The sequence below is a fragment of the Chloroflexota bacterium genome (assembly GCA_035652535.1).
Lineage (GTDB): Bacteria > Chloroflexota > UBA6077 > UBA6077 > SHYK01 > DASRDP01.
In genome coordinates, this window is sequence record DASRDP010000008.1 from 1 (window position 1) to 24,841 (window position 24,841).

At 68.0% G+C, this 24,841-nt stretch carries 22 protein-coding genes and 1 pseudogene; 9 read left to right on the plus strand and 14 right to left on the minus strand.

What is annotated here, in order from left to right; translation table 11 throughout:
• From VFC51_01070 to VFC51_01095, 6 genes are all read right to left on the minus strand, one after another.
• A partial coding sequence (locus tag VFC51_01070; protein HZT05596.1) for a hypothetical protein occupies nucleotides 1–497 on the minus strand: 497 nt, incomplete at its 3' end.
• A 77-nt stretch (nucleotides 498–574) separates the two neighbouring features.
• Nucleotides 575–1,495 carry an SDR family oxidoreductase gene (locus tag VFC51_01075; protein ID HZT05597.1) on the minus strand — a complete coding sequence of 307 codons (921 nt, stop codon included), beginning with the start codon at nucleotides 1,493–1,495 and terminating at the stop codon, nucleotides 575–577.
• A 66-nt stretch (nucleotides 1,496–1,561) separates the two neighbouring features.
• Nucleotides 1,562–2,989 (minus strand): CoA-binding protein, encoded by a 1,428-nt coding sequence (locus VFC51_01080; GenBank protein ID HZT05598.1) that lies wholly within the window; start codon nucleotides 2,987–2,989, stop codon nucleotides 1,562–1,564.
• A 5-nt stretch (nucleotides 2,990–2,994) separates the two neighbouring features.
• The gene (locus VFC51_01085) at nucleotides 2,995–4,074 is read right to left on the minus strand and encodes an amidohydrolase family protein (GenBank protein ID HZT05599.1); all 1,080 of its coding nucleotides are present in this window, start codon (nucleotides 4,072–4,074) and stop codon (nucleotides 2,995–2,997) included.
• A gap of 125 nt (nucleotides 4,075–4,199) precedes the next feature.
• Complete coding sequence (locus VFC51_01090; GenBank protein ID HZT05600.1) at nucleotides 4,200–5,423, minus strand: MFS transporter; 1,224 nt, start codon at nucleotides 5,421–5,423, stop codon at nucleotides 4,200–4,202.
• Nucleotides 5,420–6,571 (minus strand): CoA transferase, encoded by a 1,152-nt coding sequence (locus VFC51_01095; GenBank protein HZT05601.1) that lies wholly within the window; start codon nucleotides 6,569–6,571, stop codon nucleotides 5,420–5,422. The genes VFC51_01090 and VFC51_01095 overlap by 4 nt, the downstream gene beginning before the upstream one ends.
• A 134-nt stretch (nucleotides 6,572–6,705) precedes the next feature.
• Between VFC51_01095 and VFC51_01100 the strand changes: the two genes are divergently transcribed.
• Genes VFC51_01100 through VFC51_01130 form a run of 7 tightly spaced genes read left to right on the plus strand, consistent with a single transcriptional unit; the run spans nucleotide 6,706 to nucleotide 13,424 of the window.
• Nucleotides 6,706–7,464 carry an enoyl-CoA hydratase/isomerase family protein gene (locus tag VFC51_01100; protein ID HZT05602.1) on the plus strand — a complete coding sequence of 253 codons (759 nt, stop codon included), beginning with the start codon at nucleotides 6,706–6,708 and terminating at the stop codon, nucleotides 7,462–7,464.
• Nucleotides 7,461–9,218, plus strand: coding sequence for a CoA transferase (locus VFC51_01105; GenBank protein ID HZT05603.1), 1,758 nt, complete (start codon nucleotides 7,461–7,463; stop codon nucleotides 9,216–9,218). The genes VFC51_01100 and VFC51_01105 overlap by 4 nt, the downstream gene beginning before the upstream one ends.
• Nucleotides 9,215–9,943, plus strand: coding sequence for an enoyl-CoA hydratase/isomerase family protein (locus VFC51_01110; GenBank protein ID HZT05604.1), 729 nt, complete (start codon nucleotides 9,215–9,217; stop codon nucleotides 9,941–9,943). Before VFC51_01105 ends, VFC51_01110 begins: the two co-directional genes overlap by 4 nt.
• Nucleotides 9,940–11,526, plus strand: a complete 1,587-nt coding sequence (locus VFC51_01115) for an AMP-binding protein (GenBank protein ID HZT05605.1) — start codon at nucleotides 9,940–9,942, stop codon at nucleotides 11,524–11,526. Before VFC51_01110 ends, VFC51_01115 begins: the two co-directional genes overlap by 4 nt.
• Nucleotides 11,527–11,557: 31 nt before the next feature.
• On the plus strand, nucleotides 11,558–11,731 hold the full coding sequence (locus VFC51_01120; protein ID HZT05606.1) for a hypothetical protein: 174 nt from the start codon (nucleotides 11,558–11,560) through the stop codon (nucleotides 11,729–11,731).
• Nucleotides 11,724–11,867: a hypothetical protein gene (locus VFC51_01125; protein HZT05607.1), complete on the plus strand. Its 144-nt coding sequence runs from the start codon at nucleotides 11,724–11,726 to the stop codon at nucleotides 11,865–11,867. The genes VFC51_01120 and VFC51_01125 overlap by 8 nt, the downstream gene beginning before the upstream one ends.
• A 12-nt stretch (nucleotides 11,868–11,879) precedes the next feature.
• A complete protein-coding gene (locus VFC51_01130; protein HZT05608.1) occupies nucleotides 11,880–13,424 on the plus strand; it encodes an amidohydrolase family protein in 1,545 nt (514 codons plus the stop codon).
• Here the strand turns inward: VFC51_01130 and VFC51_01135 are convergent.
• The 3 genes from VFC51_01135 to VFC51_01145 are packed head-to-tail and all read right to left on the minus strand — an operon-like array spanning nucleotide 13,402 to nucleotide 16,484.
• Nucleotides 13,402–13,983, minus strand: coding sequence for a metallophosphoesterase family protein (locus tag VFC51_01135; GenBank protein HZT05609.1), 582 nt, complete (start codon nucleotides 13,981–13,983; stop codon nucleotides 13,402–13,404). The genes VFC51_01130 and VFC51_01135 overlap by 23 nt on opposite strands.
• The gene (locus VFC51_01140; GenBank protein ID HZT05610.1) at nucleotides 13,983–15,215 is read right to left on the minus strand and encodes a CoA transferase; all 1,233 of its coding nucleotides are present in this window, start codon (nucleotides 15,213–15,215) and stop codon (nucleotides 13,983–13,985) included. The genes VFC51_01135 and VFC51_01140 overlap by 1 nt, the downstream gene beginning before the upstream one ends.
• A 33-nt stretch (nucleotides 15,216–15,248) precedes the next feature.
• Nucleotides 15,249–16,484 carry a CoA transferase gene (locus VFC51_01145; protein ID HZT05611.1) on the minus strand — a complete coding sequence of 412 codons (1,236 nt, stop codon included), beginning with the start codon at nucleotides 16,482–16,484 and terminating at the stop codon, nucleotides 15,249–15,251.
• Nucleotides 16,485–16,611: 127 nt separating this feature from the next.
• Between VFC51_01145 and VFC51_01150 the strand changes: the two genes are divergently transcribed.
• A complete protein-coding gene (locus VFC51_01150; GenBank protein ID HZT05612.1) occupies nucleotides 16,612–17,043 on the plus strand; it encodes a cupin domain-containing protein in 432 nt (143 codons plus the stop codon).
• Nucleotides 17,044–17,046: 3 nt separating this feature from the next.
• On the opposite strand, the gene nadD is transcribed toward VFC51_01150, so the two are convergent.
• Both nadD and obgE read right to left on the minus strand, forming a co-directional pair.
• The gene (gene nadD / locus VFC51_01155) at nucleotides 17,047–17,646 is read right to left on the minus strand and encodes a nicotinate-nucleotide adenylyltransferase (GenBank protein ID HZT05613.1); all 600 of its coding nucleotides are present in this window, start codon (nucleotides 17,644–17,646) and stop codon (nucleotides 17,047–17,049) included.
• Nucleotides 17,643–18,910, minus strand: a pseudogene (obgE, locus tag VFC51_01160) (GTPase ObgE). The gene nadD and the pseudogene obgE overlap by 4 nt, the downstream one beginning before the upstream one ends.
• A gap of 370 nt (nucleotides 18,911–19,280) precedes the next feature.
• Here obgE and VFC51_01165 point away from each other — a divergent pair.
• Nucleotides 19,281–21,080: a zf-HC2 domain-containing protein gene (locus VFC51_01165; protein ID HZT05614.1), complete on the plus strand. Its 1,800-nt coding sequence runs from the start codon at nucleotides 19,281–19,283 to the stop codon at nucleotides 21,078–21,080.
• Between the two features lie 12 nt (nucleotides 21,081–21,092).
• Here the strand turns inward: VFC51_01165 and VFC51_01170 are convergent, their stop codons facing one another.
• The 3 genes from VFC51_01170 to VFC51_01180 all read right to left on the minus strand — a co-directional run.
• Nucleotides 21,093–22,316, minus strand: coding sequence for a glycosyltransferase family 4 protein (locus VFC51_01170; protein ID HZT05615.1), 1,224 nt, complete (start codon nucleotides 22,314–22,316; stop codon nucleotides 21,093–21,095).
• Nucleotides 22,313–23,416, minus strand: coding sequence for a glycosyltransferase family 1 protein (locus tag VFC51_01175; GenBank protein HZT05616.1), 1,104 nt, complete (start codon nucleotides 23,414–23,416; stop codon nucleotides 22,313–22,315). Before VFC51_01175 ends, VFC51_01170 begins: the two co-directional genes overlap by 4 nt.
• 75 nt (nucleotides 23,417–23,491) lie before the next feature.
• Nucleotides 23,492–24,841 (minus strand): ATP-binding protein (locus tag VFC51_01180; protein HZT05617.1); only part of this gene is annotated, 1,350 nt, incomplete at its 5' end.

The following is a 24,841-nucleotide window of genomic DNA, read 5'->3' on the forward strand; positions in this document are numbered from 1 at the left end:
AAGAAGATGAATTTGACCACGCGACAGCCTTCGCCGGCGAGGACATCGAAGTCATCCTCGGTCATGCCCGGGGTAAGGAGCATCGTCCCGCCGACGATCTTCAGTCCCCCGGGGCGGAAGCCCACGGTGCATCGATGGTAGAGGACGGCCAGGTCGCGGAGCAGCTTGGGATCCGGGCGATCGAGCGGGAGGCCCGGCAGATGCAGCTCCCCGGCGGAGACGATGGTCGTGATCCCGCCATGGAGATATGCGCGCATCCAGCCGACGGAGTTCTGGGTTGGGCTGTAGTCGCCGAATACCGGATGCGTGTGCCCGTCCACGAGGCCGGGCGTGAGGGTGAGGCCGTTCGCATCGATGACCGTGTCCGCGTCCCCGCGGTCGGTGCCTACCTCGCGGACCAATCCATCCTCGATATAGACGGAATCGGCGTCGATCAATGGCGCCGCGAGATCTCCCGAGACGATGGTCCCGATATTGCGTATGAGGACCGAGCCCATGATCCCTCGACTGGTGCCCCGCAGGGCAGGCCTTGCGATTCGAAACCCAGCCCGCCGGTTCCGGCCGGGCCTCGGCCCTACGCGCGGGAGCCGGTCGCCTGGAGCACCGCTTCGACTCCCGCCTCAGCCTCTTTGTCCTCCCAGCGCTCCACGCCGCCGTACCCGTGCTCGATGTTCCACGTGACGACGTCGAAGCACTTTCCGGTGACGCCGCTGGCCGCGTCCTGCTGCGCCAGGAAGCTCACCAGCGGGACCATGTGCTCAGGCACGAGGGGTGTTGGCCCGCGGCCACGGTTGGGGTCGCCTGCTGCGCCTGTCGCGCGTCGGTACGCGTTCTGCTCGTCGAATCCGGTGGTCCGCGTGTGGCCGGGGATGACGACGTTCACCGCGACGTTGTGCTCCTTCACCTCGTCCGCGAGGTAGAACATCGCGCAGAGGATGGCCGCCTTCGCCGGCTGATAGGGCACTTCGCGGCTGTTCGGCCGCAGCGCCATGTATGCGCCGCCATGCGAGTGGTGGATCGCGCCGCTACTGATCGTCGTAACGATGCTGCCCCTGCGCTTTTGGATCATCGGCTGGATGAACAGCTTCGTCAGGTCCATCGCCCCAAAGACCGTGACGCCAAACATCCGCTCCCAGTCAGAGCGCTTGGTCTGGAGGGTGGTAATGCGACCGGTCGGCGGGAAGAGGTCGCGCTGACGGACGCCGGCATTGTTGATCAGGATGTCCGCCGTTCCGAACTTCTGCATTGCGGCGTCGTAGGCCGCCTGCACCTGCGCGGGCTCCCCGATGTCGCACGTGACGGTCACCACGTCGTTCGGTCGGGCCAGCAGCTCCCGGTAAAAGGTGTCATCCTTGTCGCCGGAGAATCCGGTTGGGTTCCACGACAGGTCGATAGCGACGACCTTGGCGCCCTCCTTGAGGAACTCTCGCACGTACGCGCGTCCCATGCCGCGGGCGCTCCCCGTAATGACCGCGACCTTATCTTTCAACGCCATTTCACAGCTCCTTTCGCCTTGTTGGGGTTCTATCTGGCATTCGCCACGTCCGTCGATGCGCGCCGCCTATCGATCGAGCGCCGGCCCGTGGACGAACCGGCTGTACTCGGCAAGGAGGCCGAGGGCGCGCATTCCGCGCCCGTATCCCTGGAGGAAGGGGATCCGCCGCTCACGTACGACCTGCTCCCACTCCTCGCAGAACTGGTCGCACGTGCGCGAGAGCACCGGAAAGAGCCGGTCCGGGTGCGCGGCGCGGGCGGCGTCCAGCTCTGCCAGTCGATCTCGGAGGACTCCCAGCTCGCCCGTCCGCGGGATGGTGTAACGGGACACGATGACGTCCACCGCCGGCTCGGAGGCGAACACGTCGAGGGTCAGGGGGTAGACCACGGCCTTATCCGGCTGGACCCAGGAGCCCCCCGTATCGATCGGGTTCGTGGGATAGGTGTCCTCGGGCAGCCCCTTGGTCAGCGCCTCCAGGGCGGCCGGCGATGGCTCGGGAAGCTCGACGCCCGCCGCGGCGGCCGTATCGCACAGCAGCTCTTTCCCGCCGCCCGAGATCTCGATGATCGCCGTTCGCTCGAGCCGGCGGCGCCGAAGCACGCCGATCGACGCCGACAGCAGCGCGCCCATGTCCACCAGCTCGTCGATGTCGTTGACCTGGACGATCCCGTATTGCCGGAACAAGGTGGTGTAGGCAGCGTCATCGCCCGCGTTCGCACCGGTGTGCGTGTAGGCCGAGCGCGCGCCCCGCGGCGTGCGGCCCATCTTCAGCAGAACGATCGGTTTGCGACTCTCGGCAGCTCGCGCGCACGCTTTGGCGAACCGCTCCGGATCACGGGCCGTTTCCAGAATCGAGAGGATCACGTCCGTCGCGGGATCGTCGACGAAGAAGTCGATGAGGTCCGCGGCATTCACGCCGACCTCGTTCCCCGCGGAGACAACGTGGCTGAATCCAATCCCGCGCGGGACGCCGCACGAGATGACCTCGTTCATCAGCCCTCCGCTGTGGGAGATAAGGGCCACGTTTCCGAGCTCGGTCGGCGGCGCGGCGCTCGAGGCCGCGCACTTGTTGACGACGGAGGCGAGGCCGAGGCAATTCGGTCCGATGACCAGCAAGCCGCTTTTTCGCGCCGTCTCGCTCACCTGGGCCTGCAGCTCGGCGCCATGGGTGTCGAGGTCGACGAAGCCCGCCGCCAGAATCACCGCGGCCTTCACCCCCACGCGGGCGCATTCGTCCACGACGGTCGGTACGCCCTCGCGTGGGATCGCGATGACGACCATCTCGGGCGGCTCGGGGCAGCTCGACACGTTGGGATAGGCCTGCAAGCCATGGACGCGATCATTCCGCGCGTTGATGGGGTAGTACCGGCCGGTGAAACCGAGCGATTGGAGCGCCTGATATGGGCGGCCACCCATCGCGGAGTTATCGGAGGCGCCGACCATTGCGACCGACGAGAACTTGAAGAGGGGCGAGAGGCGATGCTCGGTGGACATTCCCGTCAGAGACCGTAGAACGCGCGGGGATTGTCCTCGGTGATCCGGCGCACCGCGCTGTGGGGGATCTCGCCCCTGTCTGCGCGTTCCTGCAGGATGCGCACGAAACCGAACTCCTGGGATGCGTCCGCGTGGGTGTAGTCGGACCCGGCCATCAGACTCTCCTCCCCCGTGTATTGGAGAATGTACGGGAGATCTTCGTCGACCTGACAGGTGATGTAGAACTTGTTCAGTCGCACGACGTCCGACGGTTTCTCGTATGTATAGACGCGCGCCCCTTCTTCGTGACGGAGCCGACGGAGGCGCCGGAGCGCCTGATACACCATGTGCGGGACCCAGGAAGCGCCGGTCTCGATGAAGCCCCATCGAACGCTCGGGAACCTCGTTGGGATGCCGAAAGTGACCAGGGAGTTGAAGGCGTGAATCGGCGGCAACGACTGGCTCAAGAATCGCTTGGAGGCGAACTCGATCCCCGAGCTGAAATCCGGTGTCCCCGATCCGATGTGGAAGCACACCGGCATGTCGAGGCGCTCGCACTCTTCGTATATGGGGAAGAAGTATTCCTCATTGACCCAGTGGCCTGCCTCTCGGTCGCCCTTTTTCAGGATGCCGCACGCCCCGTGCGCTTTGGCGAATCGAAGCTCCTCGATCGCCTTCGGGATGTCGTGGAATGGCGGCAAGCATACCCAGCGAAGCCGTCCGCCGGTCTGCTCGCAACGGTCTGCTAACCATCGGTTGTAGCTCCGCTTGATCGCCACTTCGACGGCGCTCGAGTCGGTCACGCCGACGAGGAACGTGGTGGGGTAGATGACCTGAACCTCGGTGCCCAGCTCGTCCATGTGCCGGACGCGGGCCATCGGATCGAGCAGCTCGCGCGTGTCCACGGTCGTGTGGGTGCGCTGGTCGTCGCGATGCAAGCGCGGCTGTCGGTGCCCGTCGATCATCCAGTAGCGGGTCGGCGGACGGGACGGGTCGAGCACCCGTGGCGCCGCCGGTTGCGGCTTGAACGCCGCATCGTTGGCATCCATGAACTCCCAGGTTGCTTCGGTCTCGTCGACGTGGGTGTCTGCGTCAATCACGCCCATCGCGCACTCTCCTGAGCGGGCCTGGACCGGGCCGCAGCGATTCGTGGAGGAGTCAGGAGCGGACCACACGCTCCGCCCGCGGCCAGTATACAAGCCCGGCTTTGTGTGGGCGTTGGAGCCGGGTCCTACACCGGGGAAGGCGCGAGGTCGATTCTCCTCCCCAGGGAGCCCCAGTTCAGCGCGATGACCACGAGCCCGACGGCGGCGAAGCCCATCGCGGCGATATACATCCCCGAGTACCCGAACGCGACGATCATGGTCCCCGCGATCGGCGCTCCGAGGCCCTCGCCGACGCGGTAGAACATCGAGTACGTGGCCATGGCGCGACCCATGCGGCCGCGCTCGGCGCGGTCCATCGCCAGCGCCATCAGCGTTGGCTGCGTCATACTCATGGCGAAGGCGTTCAGGACCGCGGCCACGAGAAAGTACTCGATGGTCCGCGCCTGCGTGAACACGGCAAATGCGACGATGGCGACCCCGTAGCCGGCGCCGATCCACACGCCACGGCTCCGGCGGTCTAACGTGCGCCCCAGCATGAGTCGCGCCACGACCGCGGTGAGCCCCGAGGCGACGTAGTACAGCCCGATATTCGTCACCCCCACGGCGCGTGCGTGGAGCGGCACGAACGCCGTGGTGACCGGCGAGGAGAGCGTCACGCAGACCAGAAGCGCCGAGGCGAGGAGGACGGGGCGATCGACGAAGGAGTCCAGGCTCACCCGGCCGCGCGGGAGCTTCAGCGCGCCACGCAGGGACGACGCGCCGGTCCCTATGGTTGGCATTAGGACGATGGCGAAGGCCGCGGCGAGGCCTGCGAGACCGGCGAGGGCGAAGACCGGCGGGAACTGGCCCGTTCCGCTCAGCAGCGTCAGCCCCAGGGCGGGGGCGATGGCCGACGCGATGGTGGTGGCGACGCTGAAATAGCCGGACGCCTCGCCCCGCCGTGTGGATGGAGCGATGAGCGCGACGGCCGTCGAAGCGGACGTGCTGAAGGCGCCCCATCCCACGCCTCGGATCGCGTTCGCCAGAAATGCGACCCATAGCGATGGAATGGTGAAGCTCGCGCCCAGCCCGCCAAGGATCGCCGCCCCGCCCAATAGCGTGCCGCGCACGCTCCACCGGTCGTTCAGGTGGCCGAGCAGCGGCCGAAGCACGAAGCTCGTCGCGCTGAAGGACGAGAACACGAGGCCCGCGATGATGGGCGAGCCACCGAGCTGCTGCACAAACAGCGGCAGCACCACTGTGACGAGCTGATGACTCGCGTAGCAGAGGATCGTGACGATGCACAGGAGCGTGAACCCGCGCGTCCACAGCCGCGGCGGCGCGCCGCTCGTGGAAGATACGTCGATCATTCGCGAAGATAGTCCGCCGGAAAGCCCAGCTCCGCGAGGATGCTCTCCCGATCCTCGTCGAGCAGCGGCGCCGGGCGCATTGGGGCAGGCGTGGCGCTGAGCGATGCTCCGCTGGCGATGACGCGCATGGCGCCGGTTTCGGGGCGCGCGATCTCGCGGACGATGCCGAGGTGCCGAACCTGCGGGTCCTGGACGACTTCCACGAGCGAGTTGATGGGCGCACACGGCACGTCGTGACTCTGGAGCCGAGCGAGCCAATCGGACCGTGTCCCACGCGAGAAGATGCCAGTCAGCAGGTCAACGATGGCCTCCCGGTTTCGCTGACGGGCGGAGCGGTCGGCGAACCGTGGGTCGTCCGCGAGGTCCGTTCGGTCGATGGCCGCGAGGAGTGAGGTCCAGAACTTGTCCGGCGACGACAGATGGATCACGAACGGCGCTCCGTCCCGGTCCGTGAATGCGAAGACCTGGGCCGTGCGCGCTCGGCTCTCGCGCGTCAGCTCTTCGCCGCTTGCGAGGTACCGGGTCAAGTTCTCGCCGACCACGGCCGCCGATGCCTGCAGGAGCGACGTTTCGACGCGCTGGCCCTCGCCCGTCCGCTCCCGCGCGGAGAGCGCGCCGAGGATCCCGTAGGCGGCGTAGAGGCCGGCGAGGTGGTCCGAGAGCGAGACCCCCATGGGCTCGGGGCGGCTCAGACTCGTGAGCTGGCCGAGGAGTCCGCTCATCGCCTGACCGAGCGTATCGTAGCCCGGCCTGTCGACGTACGGCCCGCTGGACCCGAACCCGGTGATGGAACAGTAGATCAGCCGAGGGTTCGCGACGCGAACCTGATCCCAGCCCAGACCGAGTCGGTCCATGGCTCCCACGCGTAGATTCTCGACGAGGACGTCGGCCTTATCCACCAACCGCCGGGCGACTTCGAGACCTCGCTCGGATCGAAGGTCGACGACGATACTCTCCTTGTTCCGGTTGTGCGCGAAGAAGGCGCTGCTGTAGGTGCCCGATTCCCAGGCGCGGTACGGATCGCCCGCAGGGGGCGACTCCACCTTCACGACCCGCGCGCCGAGGTCGGCCAGAAGCAGGCCGGCGAACGGTCCGGCGACGTAGTTGGCAAGCTCGATGACCAGGGTTCCGTCGAGGGCGCCCCTCAATCGTCCTCCAGTCGCACCGTGCGCTGACGACCGTGCGCGTCATCCGCGGTGGACGTTCGCGATCGGCCACAGCTTACCAGGCTGTGTGCCGAAGTACACTCCAGGTACGAGATCGCGCGAGCTGAGGAGCGGTCGTGACCCGAATTCACGTGGAAGAGGACCGGAACGTCCTCTTCATCCGCGCCCTCCGACCGGCAACCCATCGAAGCGAGGTGGAATCGACGTCCGCCGAGCTGATGGAGATTTGCCGGTCGATCACGGAGCGGCCGTCGCCTTTGTCCGCTCTCGTAATCCGAGGAGGGGCCGGGGGCTTCTGGCTGCGCCACCCGAGGTGCGCAGCGGACTGCGACGCCGCGGCAACGCCGTGGACGCGAGCCACAACTGCCGTGGGTACGCTCCCGTGCCCGACGGTCGCCGTGATCGACGGCGACGCCATTGGCGGTGGTTGGGCACTCGCGCTCGCGTGCGACCTTCGCGTCATGAGCGCTTTGGGACGAGTCGGCAGCCCGGAAGTGCGCTGGGCCCGCTTGCCCGCGACCGGGGTCGCACAACGACTGACGCGGCTCGTGGGCCCCGCTCTGGCGATGCGCATGCTGCTCCTCGGCGAGATCGTTCCGGCCGGCGAGGCCGTGGCGATGGGCTTGGCCAACCGGCTCGCGGCACCGGATGCGCTCGAGGCGTGCCTGAGCGCACTCGTCGATGAGCTTCGCGCAGCGGCCCCGATCGCCCTCGCCTACGCGAAGGAAGCGGCCCGATATGGCTCGGACCTTCCGCTGTCCGCCGGGCTGCGCGTGGAAGCGGACCTGGCGACGCTGCTGCAGACCACGCGCGACCGGGCGGAGGGGATCGCGGCGTTCCTCGTCCATCGAGCCCCGAGGTTCGCCGGGGGATGAGACCATTGGAGGGGTGCGGGCTATGCGTTCTCGACGCGACGCAGGGCGAGACCGGCGCGGCGGCGGTGCGGATCCTGGCCCAACTCGGGGCGAGGGTGGCTCCTTGCGACCGGTCCGCGCGGCGTCGCGAGCGCACGACCGCCGAGGGACACGCCGATCTCCTCGTGATCGACGGCACGCCAGCCGGCCGCCTCGACGACCCTGCCCACGACTCTGGCGCCCGGACCATTCTCACCCTCACGCCGATGGGACCGGCGCCATCGAGCCGAGGGGGCGGCTTGTGTTCCGTCGCGGGGATTCGGCTCGACGCGGGAGTCCCGGCCCTCCTGACCGCTGCCCACGGCGTCGCGGCGGCGCTTGCCGCGCTGCGCCTACCCGTGGATCCGGCGCGGGCGCGCCAGGTCGAGGTATCGGCGCTGGAGGTCATCGTCCATTGCCTCGGCGACGAGCTGCCCCGCGCCCTGTGCCCGCGCTGGACGAACGTCGGGACGGAGGATCGCCCGGCCCGGACCATGATCGTATCCTGCGCCGATGGGTTCGTTGGGATTGCCGTGCCGACGACGGATCATCGGGAGTACCTGGCTCGGTTCCTCGGTGTCAGGGGTCCGAGCGCCGATTTGGAAGAGGCGACGCGCGGGTGGGCGCGCGGCCAGAAGCGCCGCGAGGCCGCGGCGGCCCTTCAGCTCTGGCGCATTCCCGCTGTCCCGGTCCTGAGCCCCCAGGAGGCGGCGGGAAACTCCGCCGGGAATGCTGGTCCTGACCGCGAGGCGCGCCACAGCGGACCTGCGCAGTACACCCCGAGGCCGAAGCGCTTGAAGCGCGCGATCGGCGCCGAGGCGCTCCCGCGGCCGCTCGCGGACTTGCGCGTCCTCGACCTCGGGGTCATCTGGGCCGGTCCCTACGCCGGGCGGCTCATGGCCGCGCTCGGCGCTCGCGTGCTGAAGATCGAGCGTCCAGATGGGATGGGTGGGGGCGGCGGGAGCTGCCCTGGCGCGGCGGGCGACCTCAACGCCGGGAAGGCCTCCCTCGCCGTCGACCTCAGGCAGCCGGCCGGCCGCGCGGCCCTTCGGTCCCTCGCGGCCCAGGCCGACGTCCTGGTGGAGAACTTCTCGCCTCGCGTGATGCCGAACTTCGATCTTCCGCCAGCCGCGCTCGCGGAGATCAATCCGCGGCTCATCACGCTCTCGATGCCCGCCTTCGAGCCGGCGAGCCGATGGGGCAATTACACGTGCCTCGGCAGCCTGATGGAACTGGCGGCAGGGCTCTGGTCGCTCGGAGCGCGCGGCGAGCCCCGCACCGCTCCGGTGCCGTACCTCGATTACCTCTCGGGCGCCCTGGGGGCATGCGCTGCCCTCGCGGCGATTCTCGCCCGCGACCGCACCGGGCGGGGTGGTCACCTGTGCGTGCCACAGTACGACGTCGCGCGCGAGCTCCTTCGCGACGGCTCGCCCCCGGACCAGCGGGGCGATGCGCTGGCGATGGACCCGCGCGCCATCGCGGGAATCGCCGCGATGGCGAGTAGCGGCTTCATCCGAATTGGCCAGGACGACGCATCCGGTCCCTGCCACCACTTCAAGCGCCCACCATGGACGATCTCGGGTCTGCCGGCGATCTCAGAGCCATGGGAGCTGACCGACGGTCGCGATCCGGCGCGTGCCCTTCTCGCGTGGGGCGGGCCCAGCTCGAGGGGCGTGGACGCTCTCCTTCAGGAGCACTGCGTCGGCGAGCCCGGGCGCTCCAGGAGCGCCGGGTGAGCTTCCAGACGGTGCGCTACGAGAAGGATGGCCCTCTGGCATGGGTCACCCTCAATCGGCCCGAGGTGTTGAATGCCTACAATGTCCGCATGCGCGACGAGCTGTACGAGGTCCTGACAGCCGTACGGGACGACGACGACGTGCGCGTCCTGACGTTACGGGGGGCCGGGCGCGCATTTTGCGCCGGCGCCGATCTCACGGAGTTCGGGTCTGCGCCGTCGCCGACGTCAGCCCGCGCTATTCGATTTGCGCGCGACGTGTGGGCGCTTCTCGGCAATTTGCCCGCGCTGACCATCGCGTCCCTCCACGGGTACGTGTTCGGGTCGGGGCTCGAGATGGCGCTCCTGTGCGATCTGCAGATCGCCGCCGCCTCGACGATCTTTGCCATGCCGGAGGTCAGGCTCGGGCTCATCCCCGCCGCGGGAGGCACCCAGACGATTCCCCGCCGCTGCGGCGTTGGCAAGGCGCTGGACCTCCTGCTGACCGGCCGCCGCTTCGACGCAGCCGAGGCGCTGGATTCGCGGATCGTGGCGCGCGTCGTTCCGGACGACCGGCTGGCCGAGGAGACCCGGGCGCTCGCCCGCGGCCTGGCGGAGCTCGATCGCCGCGTCGCGCTTTCGATCCGCACGGCTGTTCGCGTGGCCTCGGACCTGCCGCTCGAAGAGGGGCTGCGCGTGGAATCGCACCTCGCGGCCGCGATCCGCGGTCCGGCGACCGATCCGTGAACGTCGCCGAGCTGCTGACGATCCCCGCCAGCATGTTTCCCGACCGGGAGATCCTCTGGTTCGAGGAGCGCGCGATGACGTACGACGCGCTCCAGGCGGAAAGCGCCCGGGTAGCTGGGGCGCTCGCTGGTCAGGGGGTTCGCCCGGGCGACCGCGTGGCGGTGATTCAGACCAACACGCCAGAGGTGATCGGCGCGCTCTTCGGCGTGCTGAGCCTCGGGGCCGTCTTTGTTCCCCTCAACTACCGCGCGCGCCGGGAGGAGCTGGCCCACATGCTGGAGGTCGCCCGCCCATGCATGCTCCTGGCGGGCGATCGATACGTCGAATCGGCCCTGGAGGTCGTGAGCTGGCTCCACGAGCGCGACGGGGGCGGGACCGCGAGCCCCGACGTCGTGACCATCGAACATCCCGCCAGCGGGCTGCCCCACCTCGGGTCGCTCGGCCGGTCGGCCGATCTCTTCGAGCCGGTGGAGGTGGGCGACGACGATCTGGCTGTGCTGATGTTCACCAGCGGGACGACGGCCAATGCCAAGGCGGTCATGCTGGCCCACGAAGACCTGGTGAACTTCGTCTTTGGCACAACCGAGCCCGCTGATGGGTCCGATCGCGGTTCTGTCCTGCTGGCCGCGCCGCTCTACCACATCGCGGGGATGAGCGCCGTGCTCTCGGCGGCGTTCGCTGGGCGGCGCATTGTCGCCATGCGACAGTTCGACGAGGGCGAGTGGCTGCGGCTGGCGCAGCGCCAGCGCGTAACCCACGCGTTTCTGGTCCCCACGATGGTCAAACACGTGCTCGACCATCCGGCGTTCCCCGAGACCGACCTCTCAGCGCTCAGCGTGCTGTCCTACGGCGCCGCTCCGATGCCCGTCAGCGTTATCCGCCGCGCCATCGACGCGTTCCCCCCGACCGTCCAGTTCATCAACGCCTTCGGGCAAACGGAGACCACGTCGACGGTCACAACGCTAACGCCGGAAGATCACCGGATCGAGGGCGACCCGCAGACGATCGAGCGCAAGCTCATTCGGCTGGCGTCGATCGGGCGCCCGCTGGCGGACGTCGAGCTTCAGATCGTCGGTGAGGATGGGGCTCCCCTGGATCGGGGCCAGGTCGGGGAGGTCGCCGTGCGAACGAATCGGACCATGCGGGGGTATTTCGGCCAGACCGAGGCGACTGAGCGCGCTCTTCACGGCGGCTGGCTGCGGACGGGCGATCTGGGATGGCAGGACGAGGACGGCTACGTCTTCCTCACGGGCCGGAGGGCGGACCTGATCATTCGGGGGGGCGAGAATATCGCGCCGGAGGAGGTCGAGCTCGTGCTGGCCTCGCACCCCGCGGTGGACGAGGCCGCCGTGGTGGGCATTCCCGACGAGGAGTGGGGCGAGTGCGTGGCCGCGATGGTGGTGCTGATGCCGGGCGCGTCGGCCACCGAGGCTGAGCTGGTGGAGTTCTGTCGCGACCGGCTTGCCAGCTTCAAGAAGCCCGAGCGCATCCTGTTCGTCGACGATCTGCCGCGCAACTCGTTGGGGAAGGTCGTGCGCCCGGAGGTGCGGGCGCAGCTTGTCGAGATGGCCGCTGGCGCGTGAAAATGCTGCGAGTCCTTTGGAGGACGTGTGAATGCCGACTCAGACGGGCAAGCGATACGTCTGTGGGACGTGTGGCTCCGAGATGCTGGTGACCAAGGCGGGAGAGGGATCGCTGATGTGCTGCGGGCAGCCGATGCAGATGCGCGGCGCCCCAGCGCCGACCTCCGGCGCCGCGAACGCCAGCCAGGGAGGAAATCGTGGCTAACCAGCTCGGCAAACGATTCGTCTGCGAGAGCTGCGGTGCCGAGACCCTGTGCACGAAGGCCGGTGCGGGCTCCGTCGAGTGCTGCGGCCAGCCGATGAAGCTGAAGGAGCCCACGCCTCTCCCCTCAGCTGACTGACCTCGCGATTCGTTGAGCGATCCCGACCTTCTCCTCGTGAACGCTCGGGTCGTCACGCTCGACCCGCGAATCCCGCGCGCTGAAGCCGTCGTGATCCATCGGCGCCTCGTGCGCCTTGTCGGAACCAACGAGCAGGCGCGTTCCCTGGCCGGCCCCGATAGCCAGACGATCGACGCCGCCGGGAGCCTCGCTGTCCCCGCCTTCCACGACGCACACCTGCACCTCCTCAGCTTCGCTCGGCGCCGATCCCAGATCGACTGCCGTGGCGCACGGAGCATCGCCGACGTCATCGAGGCGATTCGGGCGGCGGCCCAGAGACAGCCTGCCGAGGCCTGGATTCGCGCGGCTGGCTACGACGAGGCCCGGCTGGTCGAGCGACGCCACCCGGATCGCGCCGACCTGGACGTCGCGGCGCCGACACGCCCCGTGCGCCTGCAGCACCGCAGCCTGCACCTGGACGTCATCAACAGCGCCGGCCTCGCAGCGCTCGGCATGGCGGACGACGTCGCCCGCGGTTTCGACGCGGCGTTCGGCGCGCGGATCGAGCGGGACGCGGCCGGGCGGCTCACCGGGCGCATCTACAACGGCGGTGAGCTTCTGCGGCGCCATCGCGAGCCCCGCGGTTTATCTCGCATTGAGGCAGACGTGGGCGCCGCGAGCGCGTATCTCCTATCGCGCGGCATCACATGCGTGCAGGATGCGACCTTCACCAACGGCCCCGAGGAGCTGGCCCTGTTCCAGCGCCTTGCCGACGAGGGAACCCTGCGCGTGCGCCTCGTCCTGTTTCGGGGCGCCGGTCGCTGGCGCGAGGTTCCGCCCATTCGCTCTGGGCCCGTGCGAACGGGCCCCATCAAGATCATGCTGGACGAGGCATCATCCAACCCCGACGCCGTACGCGGCGCGGTACGTGAGGCGCGGGAAGCCGGGCAGCCCGTCGCGCTCCATGCCGCCACCGAGGCGGAGCTGGCCATTGCCATCGACGCGCTCCAGGCCGCGCCGGTTCGAAGCCCGAGGACTCGCGGCCCGGACCGCATCGAGCACGGCGCCGTCATACCGGACGAGGCGCTCGCCAGCCTCCGCGAACTACGCCTCGCCGTCGTCGGCCAGCCTGCGCTCGTCAGTGAGCGGGGAGACGTCTACCGCGAACGCTTCGCGCACGCGCAGCATCCCTGGATCCACCGCGCCGGATCGCTCGTCCGCGCGGGCATTTCATACGCCGTGGGCTCCGACGCGCCGGTCACAGACCCGGACCCGCTGCGCAGCATTGCCGCTGCCCGCACCCGGACCACGCCGGACGGGCGCCCGCTCGGGCCGGACGAGCGCCTAACCGCGCGACAGGCGCTGGCCGCGCACACGCTCGGCCCCGCGCGTGCGATCGGCGCCGCCTCGAAGCTCGGTCGACTGCGCGAAGGGGCGCTGGGCGATATCGTTCTTCTCGACCCCGATGCGCTGGAATCGCCTGGGTGGGACGGACTCGACGGCGCCGTCCGAATGACCATCGTGGAGGGGCGGGTGGTGTGGGAGCGCGGCACCACTAAATCGACGGGTAGCGTCTGACCTCCACCGCTCGCGTCGCGGTGTCGAGGACCGCGCAGCTCAGGGTGTTCGTTCCGTCGCGGCACTCGCCGACGGAGCCGGGGTTCACGACCAGCCGCTCCCCTACCAGCAGGTGAAAGGGGATGTGGGTGTGCCCGAGGACGACGACGTCCGCCTCTACCGTGGCCACCCGCCGCAGCGCGCGCTGGTCGTCGGGATAGATGTAGTGGCATTGGGCCGCTTCGTCCCACGGCGACCCGTGGAACATGGCGATGCGCAGGCCGCCAAGGTCTGTGCTGATGTGGTCGGGGAGGGCGGCCAGGCGCGCGAGCGCGTCGCTGGGCACCGCGTTGGGCGCGCGCAGGGGGTGGCCCGGCGCGGTCAGAATGGTGCGGTCGTGGTTCCCGGAGATCGACAGCACCCCGCGTTCATCCAGAAGGTCGAGCACCTCTGCACGAAAGCGATACTGATACATGACGTCGCCCGCGCAGAGAACCTCGTCGCAATCCGCGAGGATCTCCAGGCCCTGTCGAAGCCCCTCGGCGTTCGCGTGAATATCCGCGATCAGGCCGAGCCGCACTAGCGGAACACGCCTTCCACGAGGTACGTGTTCACCTCGTCTTCCGTCAGCCCGACGAGCTCCTGGAACACGTAGTCTGTGTGCTCGCCAAGCAGCGGCGCCCGCTGGTGCGGCGCCGCCGGCGCCCGCGAAAGACGGAACCCCCACCGCTCGACGAGCGCCGTGCCCAGCTCGGGATGCTCGACTTCCGTCCACAGCTCGCGCTCCTTCAGCTGCGGATCGACGCGCAGGAGCTGCTCGAAGTTGTTCACCGGAGCGGCCGGCACCCCGGCGCGCTGCAGCTGTGCCGTCGCATCCTCGGGCGCGCGCTGCGCCGTCCACGCTTCGATGGGATCCCGCAGCTCCGCTTCGTGCTGCTGACGCGCGCCGAGGGACGCGAACGCAGGCGCTTCCGCCAGATCAGCGCGCCCAATGGTCTCGCACAGGGCGCGCCACTGGTCGTCGCTGAAGACGGAGATGGCGCACCACTTATCGTCGCCCTCGCACCGGTACACGTCGTGGGGGGCGGCAAGCGGGTGGCGGTTCTCCGTCCGCTCCATGAGCTTCCCGTTCACCGTGTACTGGAGCAAGGCTGGGCCCGTCCAGCAGATGGTGGACTCGTACTGGGCTAGCTCGATCATCTGGCCCTTACCGGTCCGGCGCCGGTAGCGCAGGGCGGCCAGAATCGCCACGACGGCGTGGAGCGGGTTGCAACTCACGTCCGGATGCGAGTAGGGCGACGGGCTCGTCGGCATTCGGTCCGCGAACCCCGAGATCATGTTGAGCCCGGCCATGGCCTGGATGCCCCAGCTCACTCCGCCGTAGAAGCTGCGCCTTCCGCCCTCTCCCATCGTCGGCATCGTCAGGTAGACGAGATCCGGTTTCACCTCGCGCAGCGCGTCGTAGCTGACGCCGAGCTTGTTCAGAACCTGGGGCGTGCGGTTTGCCACGAAGACGTCGCTCACCGCGACGAGTCGCCTCATCACGTCCTGCCCCTCGGGGCGCGCGAGGTCGAGGGTCACACTCATCTTGTTGGGGTTGTATTTGTTGTGGAACCAGGCCGTGTTGATGGGAGACATTCCCGGCGGGCCGGCCTGCCGACCGCCTCCGCTCGAGGCGATGCTCGTCTCCGACTCGACGATAATGACCTCGGCTCCGTAGTCGGCGAGGAGCTTCGACGTCAGCGGCCCCGCGGCCAGCACGCTGAAATCGACAACGCGAAGACCGGCCAGCGGCAGCGGGCCCTCAGCCATTCCCACTCCTTCTCACAGACAGAGACCCACTCCTCAGATGGCCCCGTCGGCGCGGAGCCCGCGAAGCTCGGTCTCCGTCAGGCCCAGCTCGCCCCCGTAGATCTCATCATTGTGCTCGCCCAGGATCGGGGCGCGGCGGCGCAAGCGCCACGGCGTCTCCGACAGCGTATACGGCCCGCCCGGGTACCGGAAGGTTCTGCCCAAATGCTCGTTCGGAACGTCCACGAAAAATCCGCGCTCTTGGAGCTGAGGATCCGCGAGGATATCTTCGGCCGTGTAAACGGCCCCGACCTCGAGCCCTTTGCGCTGGGAGAGATCCATCGCCTCCTCGCGCGTATAGCGGACGATGAAGCGCTGGAACACCTCGTCGATGTGCTCGTACACTTCTTTCTGGCGGCGGAAAACCGCATCGCGGTACTTCTCATCCTCCAGGTCCTCGGCCATCCCCTCCGACGCGAGCCACTCCACCAGGTTGGTCCATTGGCCCGGCCGACCGCGGAATCGGAAATCGGCGTAGCCATCGCTGCACGCGAACATCCCGTTCAAGGCGCTGCCATGGAAGTTGCCGACGCGCGGCTGCCGCAGCACGCCCAGCCGGTGGTACTCGGGCATCGACGCCATGAGCGTGAGCGGCATGCAGGCCTGCACCGAAACGTCCACCTGCTGGCCGCGTCCTGTCAGCTCACGGAACTCAAGGGCGAGCAGCGCTCCGGCTGCTCCCTCCGCCGATGCCTGGTGCATGGCCGGTCCCCCGCCCATCATCACCGGGCGCCGGTCCGGCCAGCCGCACATCCACAGCAGGCCACCGGCCGCCTGCCCGATCAACTCGCCGCCCAGATAGTGGCTGTACGGGCCGGTCTGACCGAAGGGCGTGATCGACGTGACGATGATGCCGCTATTGATCGCGTCGAGGTCCTCGTAGCCGAGTCCGAGGGAGGCCAGGTAGCCTGGCGCATAGGTTTCGATCACCACGTCGGCGGTTGGGATCAGGCGCAGAAAGAGGTCCTGGCCCGCCGGCTTGGTGATGTCGAGGGTCAGTCCCCGCTTGTTGGTGTTGAAATGCCAGTAGAAGAGACTTCGTTCAAGGCCGGGTTGGTCCTGGTAGTAGGGCGGGAGCCGGCGGCTCGGATCGCCGGTCGGCGGCTCAATCCTGAGGACATCCGCGCCGAGATCGGCGAGAAGCTTGCCGCAGTACGCCCCCATGGGACCGGCGAGGTCCAGGACTCTCAGTCCATCCAGCGCGCTGGGGCTGGCATCGGGCGCGCCCAAGGGCATCACCTAACGGGTGGATTCGGGCAAGTATAGCCCGCGCACAGCGGGCGTTTGACCCAACGCCTCGCGACCGGTAGACTCGCGGAACATGGAGGCGTGCAGCTTCCCTGCAGGAGGAGTCGATATGGCCGCTACCCAGGCACCGGCGCCGTTCCAAGTGGCGAAGGTGCGCCCGCCGTTGGTCGCTCGAGGCAAGATTTCAAACCAGCTTGCCCGCGCGGGCATGCTCAACATCGGCGTTCAGGTTATCGCGCCGGATGGCGGCGAGACGAACCTGCACGCTCATCCCGGCGTCGATTCAGCCTGGATGGTGCTCGCCGGGAAGGCTGTCTTCTACACAACGGGTGATGCGGTGGTCGCCGAGCTGGATCGCAACGACGTCATCACGATACCGGCCGGGACGCCGTACTGGTTCAAGGCGGGCAGCGACGAGAACCTCGTCATCCTTCACATGACCGTAAGGAACCCGGACATCAAGGGTACGCCGCGCATCGACTACGCTCCACCCATCGAAAAGCCTCGCGAGATCATCCCCGGCGCGTTTTTCGAGGGCTGAACCTTATCCGCGGTACAGGCCGTGCTCATCGATGTACGCGGCCACGGCATCGGGCACGAAGTAGCGAATTGGCCGGCTCGCGGCGACGCGCCGGCGAATCTCCGTTGACGAAATGTCGAGGGCTGGCATCTCGACGAGCGCTATTCGCCCGTCCGCGGAGGGTATCTTTGCGACAAGCTGGTTCACGTCGAAGCGCTCCCACCCAGAGCGAAATACCGCCGCGATCTCCGCCAGCGCAAGGATCCCTGCGGGGTCGTGCCACGCCGGCAGATCGGCCAGCGAGTCCATTCCCACGATGAAGCACAGATCGTCGCCCTCCGCCGCCAGCGCGCGGAGGGTGTCGACGGTATAGGACACCCCGCCGCGGTCTGTCTCGATGGTCGACAGACGAAACCTTGGGTTATCCGCGATCGCCAACCGGGTCATGGCGAGGCGATGCCGCACGTCGGTGACCGGCTCGCCGCGCTTGTGGGGCGGCTCCGCGGCTGGCACGAAGAGCACCTCGTCGAGCCCGCGCGCGTATGCAGCCTCCTGTGCCGCGACCAGGTGCGCGAGGTGAATGGGGTCGAAGGTCCCGCCGATCACGCCGAGACGTCGCTTCACGTCCACTCCAGCTCGAAATCGCCGATGTGCACGGTGTCGCCGGGTTTCACGCCTGCCCGCTCCAGCTCCCGCAGGATGCCCAGGCGATCGAGCTGTCGCTGCAGGTCCGCGATCCCCTCGTCACTCTCCATGTTCGCCATCGCAACCACGCGCTCGGCTCCTCGACCCCGGACGCGGAACGCTGCTCCTTCGCGCTCGACAGTGAAGCTCGTGTCGTCCACCCCAGGTCGATACACGCGCACGGCGGGCTCCTCCTCCTCGGCCCGCGCCCGCGTTACCAGATCGTGTAAGGCTCGCAGGAGCTTGTCGACCCCAAATCCCGTCGCCGCGGAAACGGCATGAATGGCGACGTCCCCCTCGCTCGCCGCACATGCTCTCAGGGCGTTCAGACCGGCGTCCGCTCCGGCGAGGTCCATCTTGTTCGCGGCGATGATCCGCGGCTTGGCCAGCAGTTGACTATCAAACAGTTCGATCTCCGTGCGCACGGCCCGGTAGCTGCCAACAGGGTCCGGAGCCGCGGCGTCGACCACGTGCACGAGAACGCGCGCCCGGCTCACGTGGCGAAGGAATCGGTGTCCCAACCCGACTCCCTCATGGCGCCTGCAATGAGCCCCGGCACGTCCACGAGGACGATCGGTAGGTGGTCGACCTCCGCCACACCCAGGTTGGGGGTCAAGGTCGTGAAGGGATAGGCCCCGATCTCTGGCTTTGCCGCGCTCATGGCCGCCAGCAGACTGGACTTCCCCGCGTTCGGCTCGCCCACGAATCCCACGTCGCCCAGCGTTCGTAGCTCGAGGCTCAGCCACGCCGCCTCGCCCGGCTCGCCCTTTCGCGCCATTCGGGGCGCTCGGTTGGTTGCCGTGGCGAAATGCACGTTTCCCAGCCCGCCCTTTCCGCCGCGCGCGACGATGACTGATTGGCCGTCAGCCACGACATCGGCCAGCACGCCGTTCTCGTCCGAGACCACCGTTCCAAGGGGCACGCGAATCACCGCGTCCGCCCCACGCTTGCCGTGCTTCTTCGCGGGGCCGCCCGCGCCGCCCCGCTCCGCGGCGAACCGCTCGTTGCGGCGGAAGTGTCCGAGGGATGAAAGGGAACGGTCGCCGCGGATGATGACGTCCCCGCCGCGGCCGCCGTCGCCCCCGTCCGGCCCGCCACGCGGAACGAACTTCTCTCGGCGGAAGCTCACGATCCCGTTGCCCCCGTCGCCGCCTTGGACATAGATGCGGGCCTCGTCGACAAATCCCCCTTCAACCTCGCTCATACCGTCAGCTCGCACACGATCCTCGTCCTCTCTTCGCATATGGTACACATGCACATCTCTATTCCAGGATTAAGGATCGAAGTAGCCGTAGTGCTGTGGAAGCTGGGGATTTCCGCGCAGTGACCTGAAATTCATCGTCGGGAGCGGACAGGAGGGCATGCGCGATGGGGAAATCGAGCGATTAAGTCTTGCTGATCGTGTGGAAAGCCCCCACCATCAACAGGCTGCCCACGACTTCCCGACTCCAGCCACCCGATTCGAAGCGGAAAAGCGACCAAGTTTTCGACAATGAGAATGGAGTTTTCCACGAAAACCGAGGGTTTTTCCACATCAGTCGTCGTTTCCGACCTTCGGGGATCGGTCGCCACCATTGACTGAGCCCAAGGAGTCGCCAGCCGGTGGCGCGTACCGGGAACTTGTCGAGCTGCACGCCCAGCAGGTGTATGCATACATCTACTTCCTGCTTTTCGACGAAGCCAGCGCGGACTCGCTGGCAGTGGACAGCTTCCGCCAGCTCTGGCGTGGGTTGCGGAGAGGCGAGATTCTGGGCGACGCGGTGGAGCAGCTGTACCGACAGGCGACGAGGCTCGCGTTGCGGCATAGCCGGAAGGCTGATGGAGGACGGCGAGGGCGGCAGCGGGCCGAACAAGGACGCAACGAAAACGAAGCGTTCCGCATCATCGCGCCGTTTGCTCCAGACCAAAAAGCGGCGGTCCTCCTGGCGGTCTGGGGAAAGCTCGGGGACCGAGTAGCGGGAGTCGCGACCGGTTTGGGACACCGTCGCGTGCGAGATCTCGTCTTCGCAGCCAGGCAGGAATTTCGCGCCGCGCGCCGCATGGACAAGCCACCGTCCGCACTCTGTGAGCGAATGGCGCCGATCCTGTCGGCAAGGCGCGACGGGGACATCAGCGACGACGAGCGAGCCAGCCTGAATGAGCATCTGCCCGGCTGCGCCTCGTGCCGCGAGACGGAGGCGATCTTCGCCGAATTCGACAGCGTGTTGTCCCGCCTTCCGTCGCCCGCCGGTGCCGACGCTGTTCGGGAGCGGGCGCTGGCGGCCACGGTGGAGTCGCCTGAGCGCAGGGGAGTGCTCCGGCGGCTCGCGCGCCTTGCGTCCGCCCCAGCGCTGCTCGTCATCTCGCTGATGGTCCTGGTGGTCATCTTTCGAGACTGCTCGGCGCCCAGCATCAAGACCGGCGCTGGTCGGACGTCCGATGTGGCGTTTGTCCGAAGTCCGGACGGGATTCTGCTGCTCGACACCGGGAGCGGACGCGATCTGGGGCGCGTGGCCGCTGGGGTGGTGGCGCCGGACGGGGAGCGGGTGTTCTCGGTTCGCTCGGGCTGCAGGGGAAACGGCGCGCAAACGACGCTCCTTCGGACCGACGTGAGCACGCTGAAATCGACGGAGGTGGGGTGTATCGACGGGCAGCTCGTCCCCGTTGCCGCCGACGACATCGCTGGCGTGCTGTATCTGGCCGACACCACGGCTGACCCGCGGTCCCTCGTCGCCGTCGACGTCCAGACGTTAAAAGAGCGCGCATCGATGCGGGCTCCAACGGATATAAGTGGCGTTTTCGACCCATCGACCACCATTTTGGCGGGAGACCGCTCGGCCCTCTACACAGTCGGAGCGGTGAACGGGGCGCCGACCGCGACGGGCGCGGTCCTGAAGATCGATCTGACGTCGCTCGAGATCGCAGGGAGGGTCACGTTCCCGTCGAGCGAGCCCGGCTCGATCGACGTCATTCCTTCAGACGAAGGGCGGATCCTGGCCTACGACCGGGTCGGCGGACGGATACGGGAGCTGGACCTGAAGACGGGTCAGGTCGTCCGCGCCATCGATATGCCAGGGAACCAAACAGCCCAGCAGGGGGCTTCGTCCCAACCGTCTCGGCACACGATGGCGCTTTCACCGGATGGATCGACCCTGTACGTCGCACCGCCAACGGCCGGAATCCTCGTTCTGGATGTGGGGATCGGACAGGTCATGCGGCTGATGAACCCGGACCGGCGGTACAGCGCGCTGGCGATGAGCACCGACGGGACGATGCTCTATGGTATCGAGGCCGATGGCGCGTACGTCGTGCTGGACGCAGCGACCGGGAAGCTGCTCATTCCGCGGGTTGCCCTACCGGGCTTCGATTTCGTGAGCGTGGTCGCGGGAGCGTAAAAGGTCCGCGGCCTACCCGCGGCGACGGAGCACTCCGTCGGCACGCTTGCGGCCGCGCCGCACGTTCGAGAGCAATCGGAGGTAAACGGGAGTAACGCGGTCCCAGTCGTAGCGATTCTCGACCAGCTGGCGCGCCTGAATCGCGAGGGATCGAGCAAGGGCCCGGTCCTCGATTACCTTCGCAACCGCTTCGGCGAATTCAGACGGGCGGTTTGCGATGAGGACGTGGCGACCGGGTTGGGCCGAGACTCCGGAGATCCCGAGGGTCGTGGAGACGACTGGGACGCCGGCGGCCATGGCCTCGAGAACCTTGAAACGAACACCGCTGCCCATGCGCATCGGAACCACCGCGACGTCTGCCCGCGCCAATTCGCTGCCGATATCCTCCACGTATCCGAGGGGTTCGACTCCATCGCCCCGAATCCGCTCGGTGCCCCGGCCGGCAAGGCGGAGGCGGACGCGCGGGAGGCGAGCCCGCACGAGGGGAAGGACGCTGCGGGTGAGCCACCGCACCGCGTCCGCGTTCGGCCGATACGCGAGGGAGCCGGCGAAGAAAAGCGTGTCGTTCGGCTCCGGACGAGGCTCGCGGAACGGCATGCCCGAGGTGTCCACCGCGTTCGGGACGATCTCGGGACTCACGCGCCGGCCCTTGAGCTTGCCGGCGTCGACCTCTGAGACCGCGAGCACCAGAGACGTCTCGTTCATCATGATTCGCTCGTAGCTCCCGAGCTTTGACCACTGCGCCATGGCGTAGAGCGCGGCAGGCCATCGGGCCGGATCGCGCAGCTCCGCCTGAAAGATCGTTCGCTGCAGCCACATCTCCGCATTGTGCGCGTCGTAGACGATGGCGGCGCGCGGAGCGAAGGTCTGGACCACGTGCAGGTAGGGCATCATCTCGAGGCCCTCGATCTGGACCACGTCGTATCGGGAGGATTCGAGGATCTCACGAAGCGCCGTCGCGAAGGCGCCGGATTCGAGGCGCCGCGCCAGGTCTGGCGCCTGGTCGGTCAAGAGCCCCCATGCGCGCCGAGCGGGCCCGCGTGGGTCGGGGAGGGGCACCGTTCGCACCAGGTGACACGCGTGAAGTCGAGCCCCGCCATCGACGTCACGCCCGTGGAAGGCGAGCACATCGACGTCGTGGTGCGCCGCTGCGGCGCGAATCAACGCGAGGTTGCGGAGCTTGGCGCCAGCGTCCGGCGGGTCCGGGAGCGATGGGAGAAGAAACAGGATCTTCACGCGGCGCCGACCCGTTCGTACACGGCGAGCGTCTCACGCGCCGCGCGCTCCCAGGAGAAGGCCCGGGCCCGCTCGAGTCCGCGCTCCACGAGAACCGCTCGGTACTGGGGGTTGCCCAGCACCCAGCCAATGCCGTGGGCGATGTCGTCCGGATCGTCGGGGCTAACGAGGACACCGGCGTTGCCCACGATCTCGGGAAGAGACCCGGCGTCCGAAACGACGACGGGCGTCCCGCACTGCATCGCCTCGAGGGGCGGTAGCCCGAACCCTTCATAGAGCGAAGGGAGGACGAGGACCTCGGCCGAGCAGTAGAGTGGCCTGAGGTCGAGCGGTTCGACCGCTCCGAGGAAGAGCACGCCGTCCTGGATGGCGAGCTGCTGCACGGTGCGGAAGACATCATCGGCGAGCCACCCCGTCCCACCGGCGACGACGAGGCGCACTGGAAACTCTCGCCGCAACCGCGCGAACGCCTGGAGCAGGGTTGGCAGGTTCTTGCGCGGCTCCAGCGTGCCGACGAAGAGGACGTACGGGCCATCGATGCCGTGGCGCTCGCGGACGGCGCGCGCCGCCTCCGGCACAGGGAGCGGTTGAAGGTTAGCGTCGGCGGCCTCATAGACGACCGTGATTCGCTCTGGCCGCGCCCCGAGCAGCTCGATCAGGTCGCGAGCCGTCGACTCCGAAACGGCGATCACCGCGTCAGCCTCACGGACCGCGCGCTTCACATTGCCGTAGAAGCGCCGGCTGTCCGCCGTCAGGAGGTTCGGCATGCGCAGAAACGCGAGGTCGTGGACCGTAATCACCTTACGCCATCCGCGACCTTTGGGAGGGATCACGTCCGGCGAGTGAAGGATGTCGAGGCGGGAGCTGCCCAGCTCCCAGGGAAGCGTGTAGCGCTCGACGCGGTGGTGCGGCGGCGTTCGAACCACGATCGACTCGTCCGCCGCTATCTCCGGCGGCGGCACCCGCGGCCGCGCGCTGCGGACGGTCAGCATGCGGTGGGGCGAGCCGAGCTGGACGAGCGCGCGGGCGAGCTGCACCGTATAGCGCGCGATGCCGCCGAGCGTGTAATCGGCGATCCGCGCATCGATGGCGATGCGCACGGAAGGTCTCCTGCAGTGCGGGGTCGCTCGTAATGATACGTCGGGCGAACGACGAGACGGCGTGCGCGCGCGTCCCTAGCCCCGGCGCCGGTCGCGCGAGGGGAAGCGCCTCGCGGCGGTCGGCCGCTGAGGCGCGTCGGGTCGTCGATAGTCGGGGGCGATGATCTCGAAGATCTGCCCCGCGAAGAGCAGATTGGGGTCGCTCAGGCGCGAGCCAACCCGCGGCTCGAGATCCTCGATCTTCAGGTTCGTCGTGACGACCGTTGGCAGACGCGCGTTGTATCGGTAATTGAAGAGCTGGTAGATCTTCTCGTCTGCCCAGGCGGTGGCGCTCTGGGTCCCCAGATCGTCGAGGACGAGGAGCTGGGTGGTCCGGATCTCCTCGAAGAGCTGATCGTAGCTGATCGTGCTGCCCGGACCATAGGTGGCGCGGAGATGGTCCAGGAGGTCCGGAACGGAGACGAAGGTGGCGGGGCGGTTGTCGGCGATGCGCGCGTTGGCGATCGCGGCCGCCAGGTGCGTCTTCCCGCAGCCATATCCGCCCTGGAGCACGAGCCACCCGTCCGGATCCCGCGCGAAGAGGTGCGCCGCCTCGTGGGCGGAGCGGAGCGACGACGCCTGCGCGGGCGGCAGCCCTCGGCCCTCGGGGGAGAACGTCGAGAAGGTCATATGGCGAAGTAGGTCGATCGTGCCGGCAAGGCGTTGGAACACGGCCGACTGGGGCGGCTGCAGATAGCAGATGCGAACGAAGTCCGGATCCGTCAGGCGCACGCGGAGCCGCTCGTCGACGTCCTCCAGCGGGTGGTTCGTCGTGACGACCGTGGGGAGACGGTTGTTGTAGCGAAAGTTGAAGAGCTGATAGAGCTTCTCCATGGCCCAGGGCGTGCTGCTCTGGGTGCCGAGGTCGTCGAGGACGAGCAGCGGCGCCGAGCGCACATTCTCGAAGAGTTCGTCGTATGACACGTCGCTCGTCGGACTGAACGCGGCTCGCAAGTGATCGAGCAGGTCCGGCACCACGACAAACAGGGCGGGCTCTCCGGCGGCGATGCGCGCATTGGCGACCGCTGCGGCAAGATGCGTCTTGCCGCAGCCCGGCGGGCCTACGAGGATGAGCCATCCATCGGGCTCAATCGCGAAGCTCTTCGCCGCCTCCACGGCGGACCGGAAGCGGCTCCGGTGCTCCGTCGTCTCGGGGTTGCGGCCGTCGGCAATGAGCGTGTCGAACGAAAGACGCGTGAGCGGCCCGAGGTTGGACAGGCGTTCGAGCCGCGCCCGACGCTGCTGAGCCAGGGACTCGGAACGGCAGGCGCACGGAACCGCGCGTCCAAAGTCCGGATGGTCGCGCGGGACGTCGAAGCAGATGTACCCGGACCCTCGGCACGTCGGGCAGACGTCGGCTTGCTCGCTGACCTGCGGCAGGCGCTC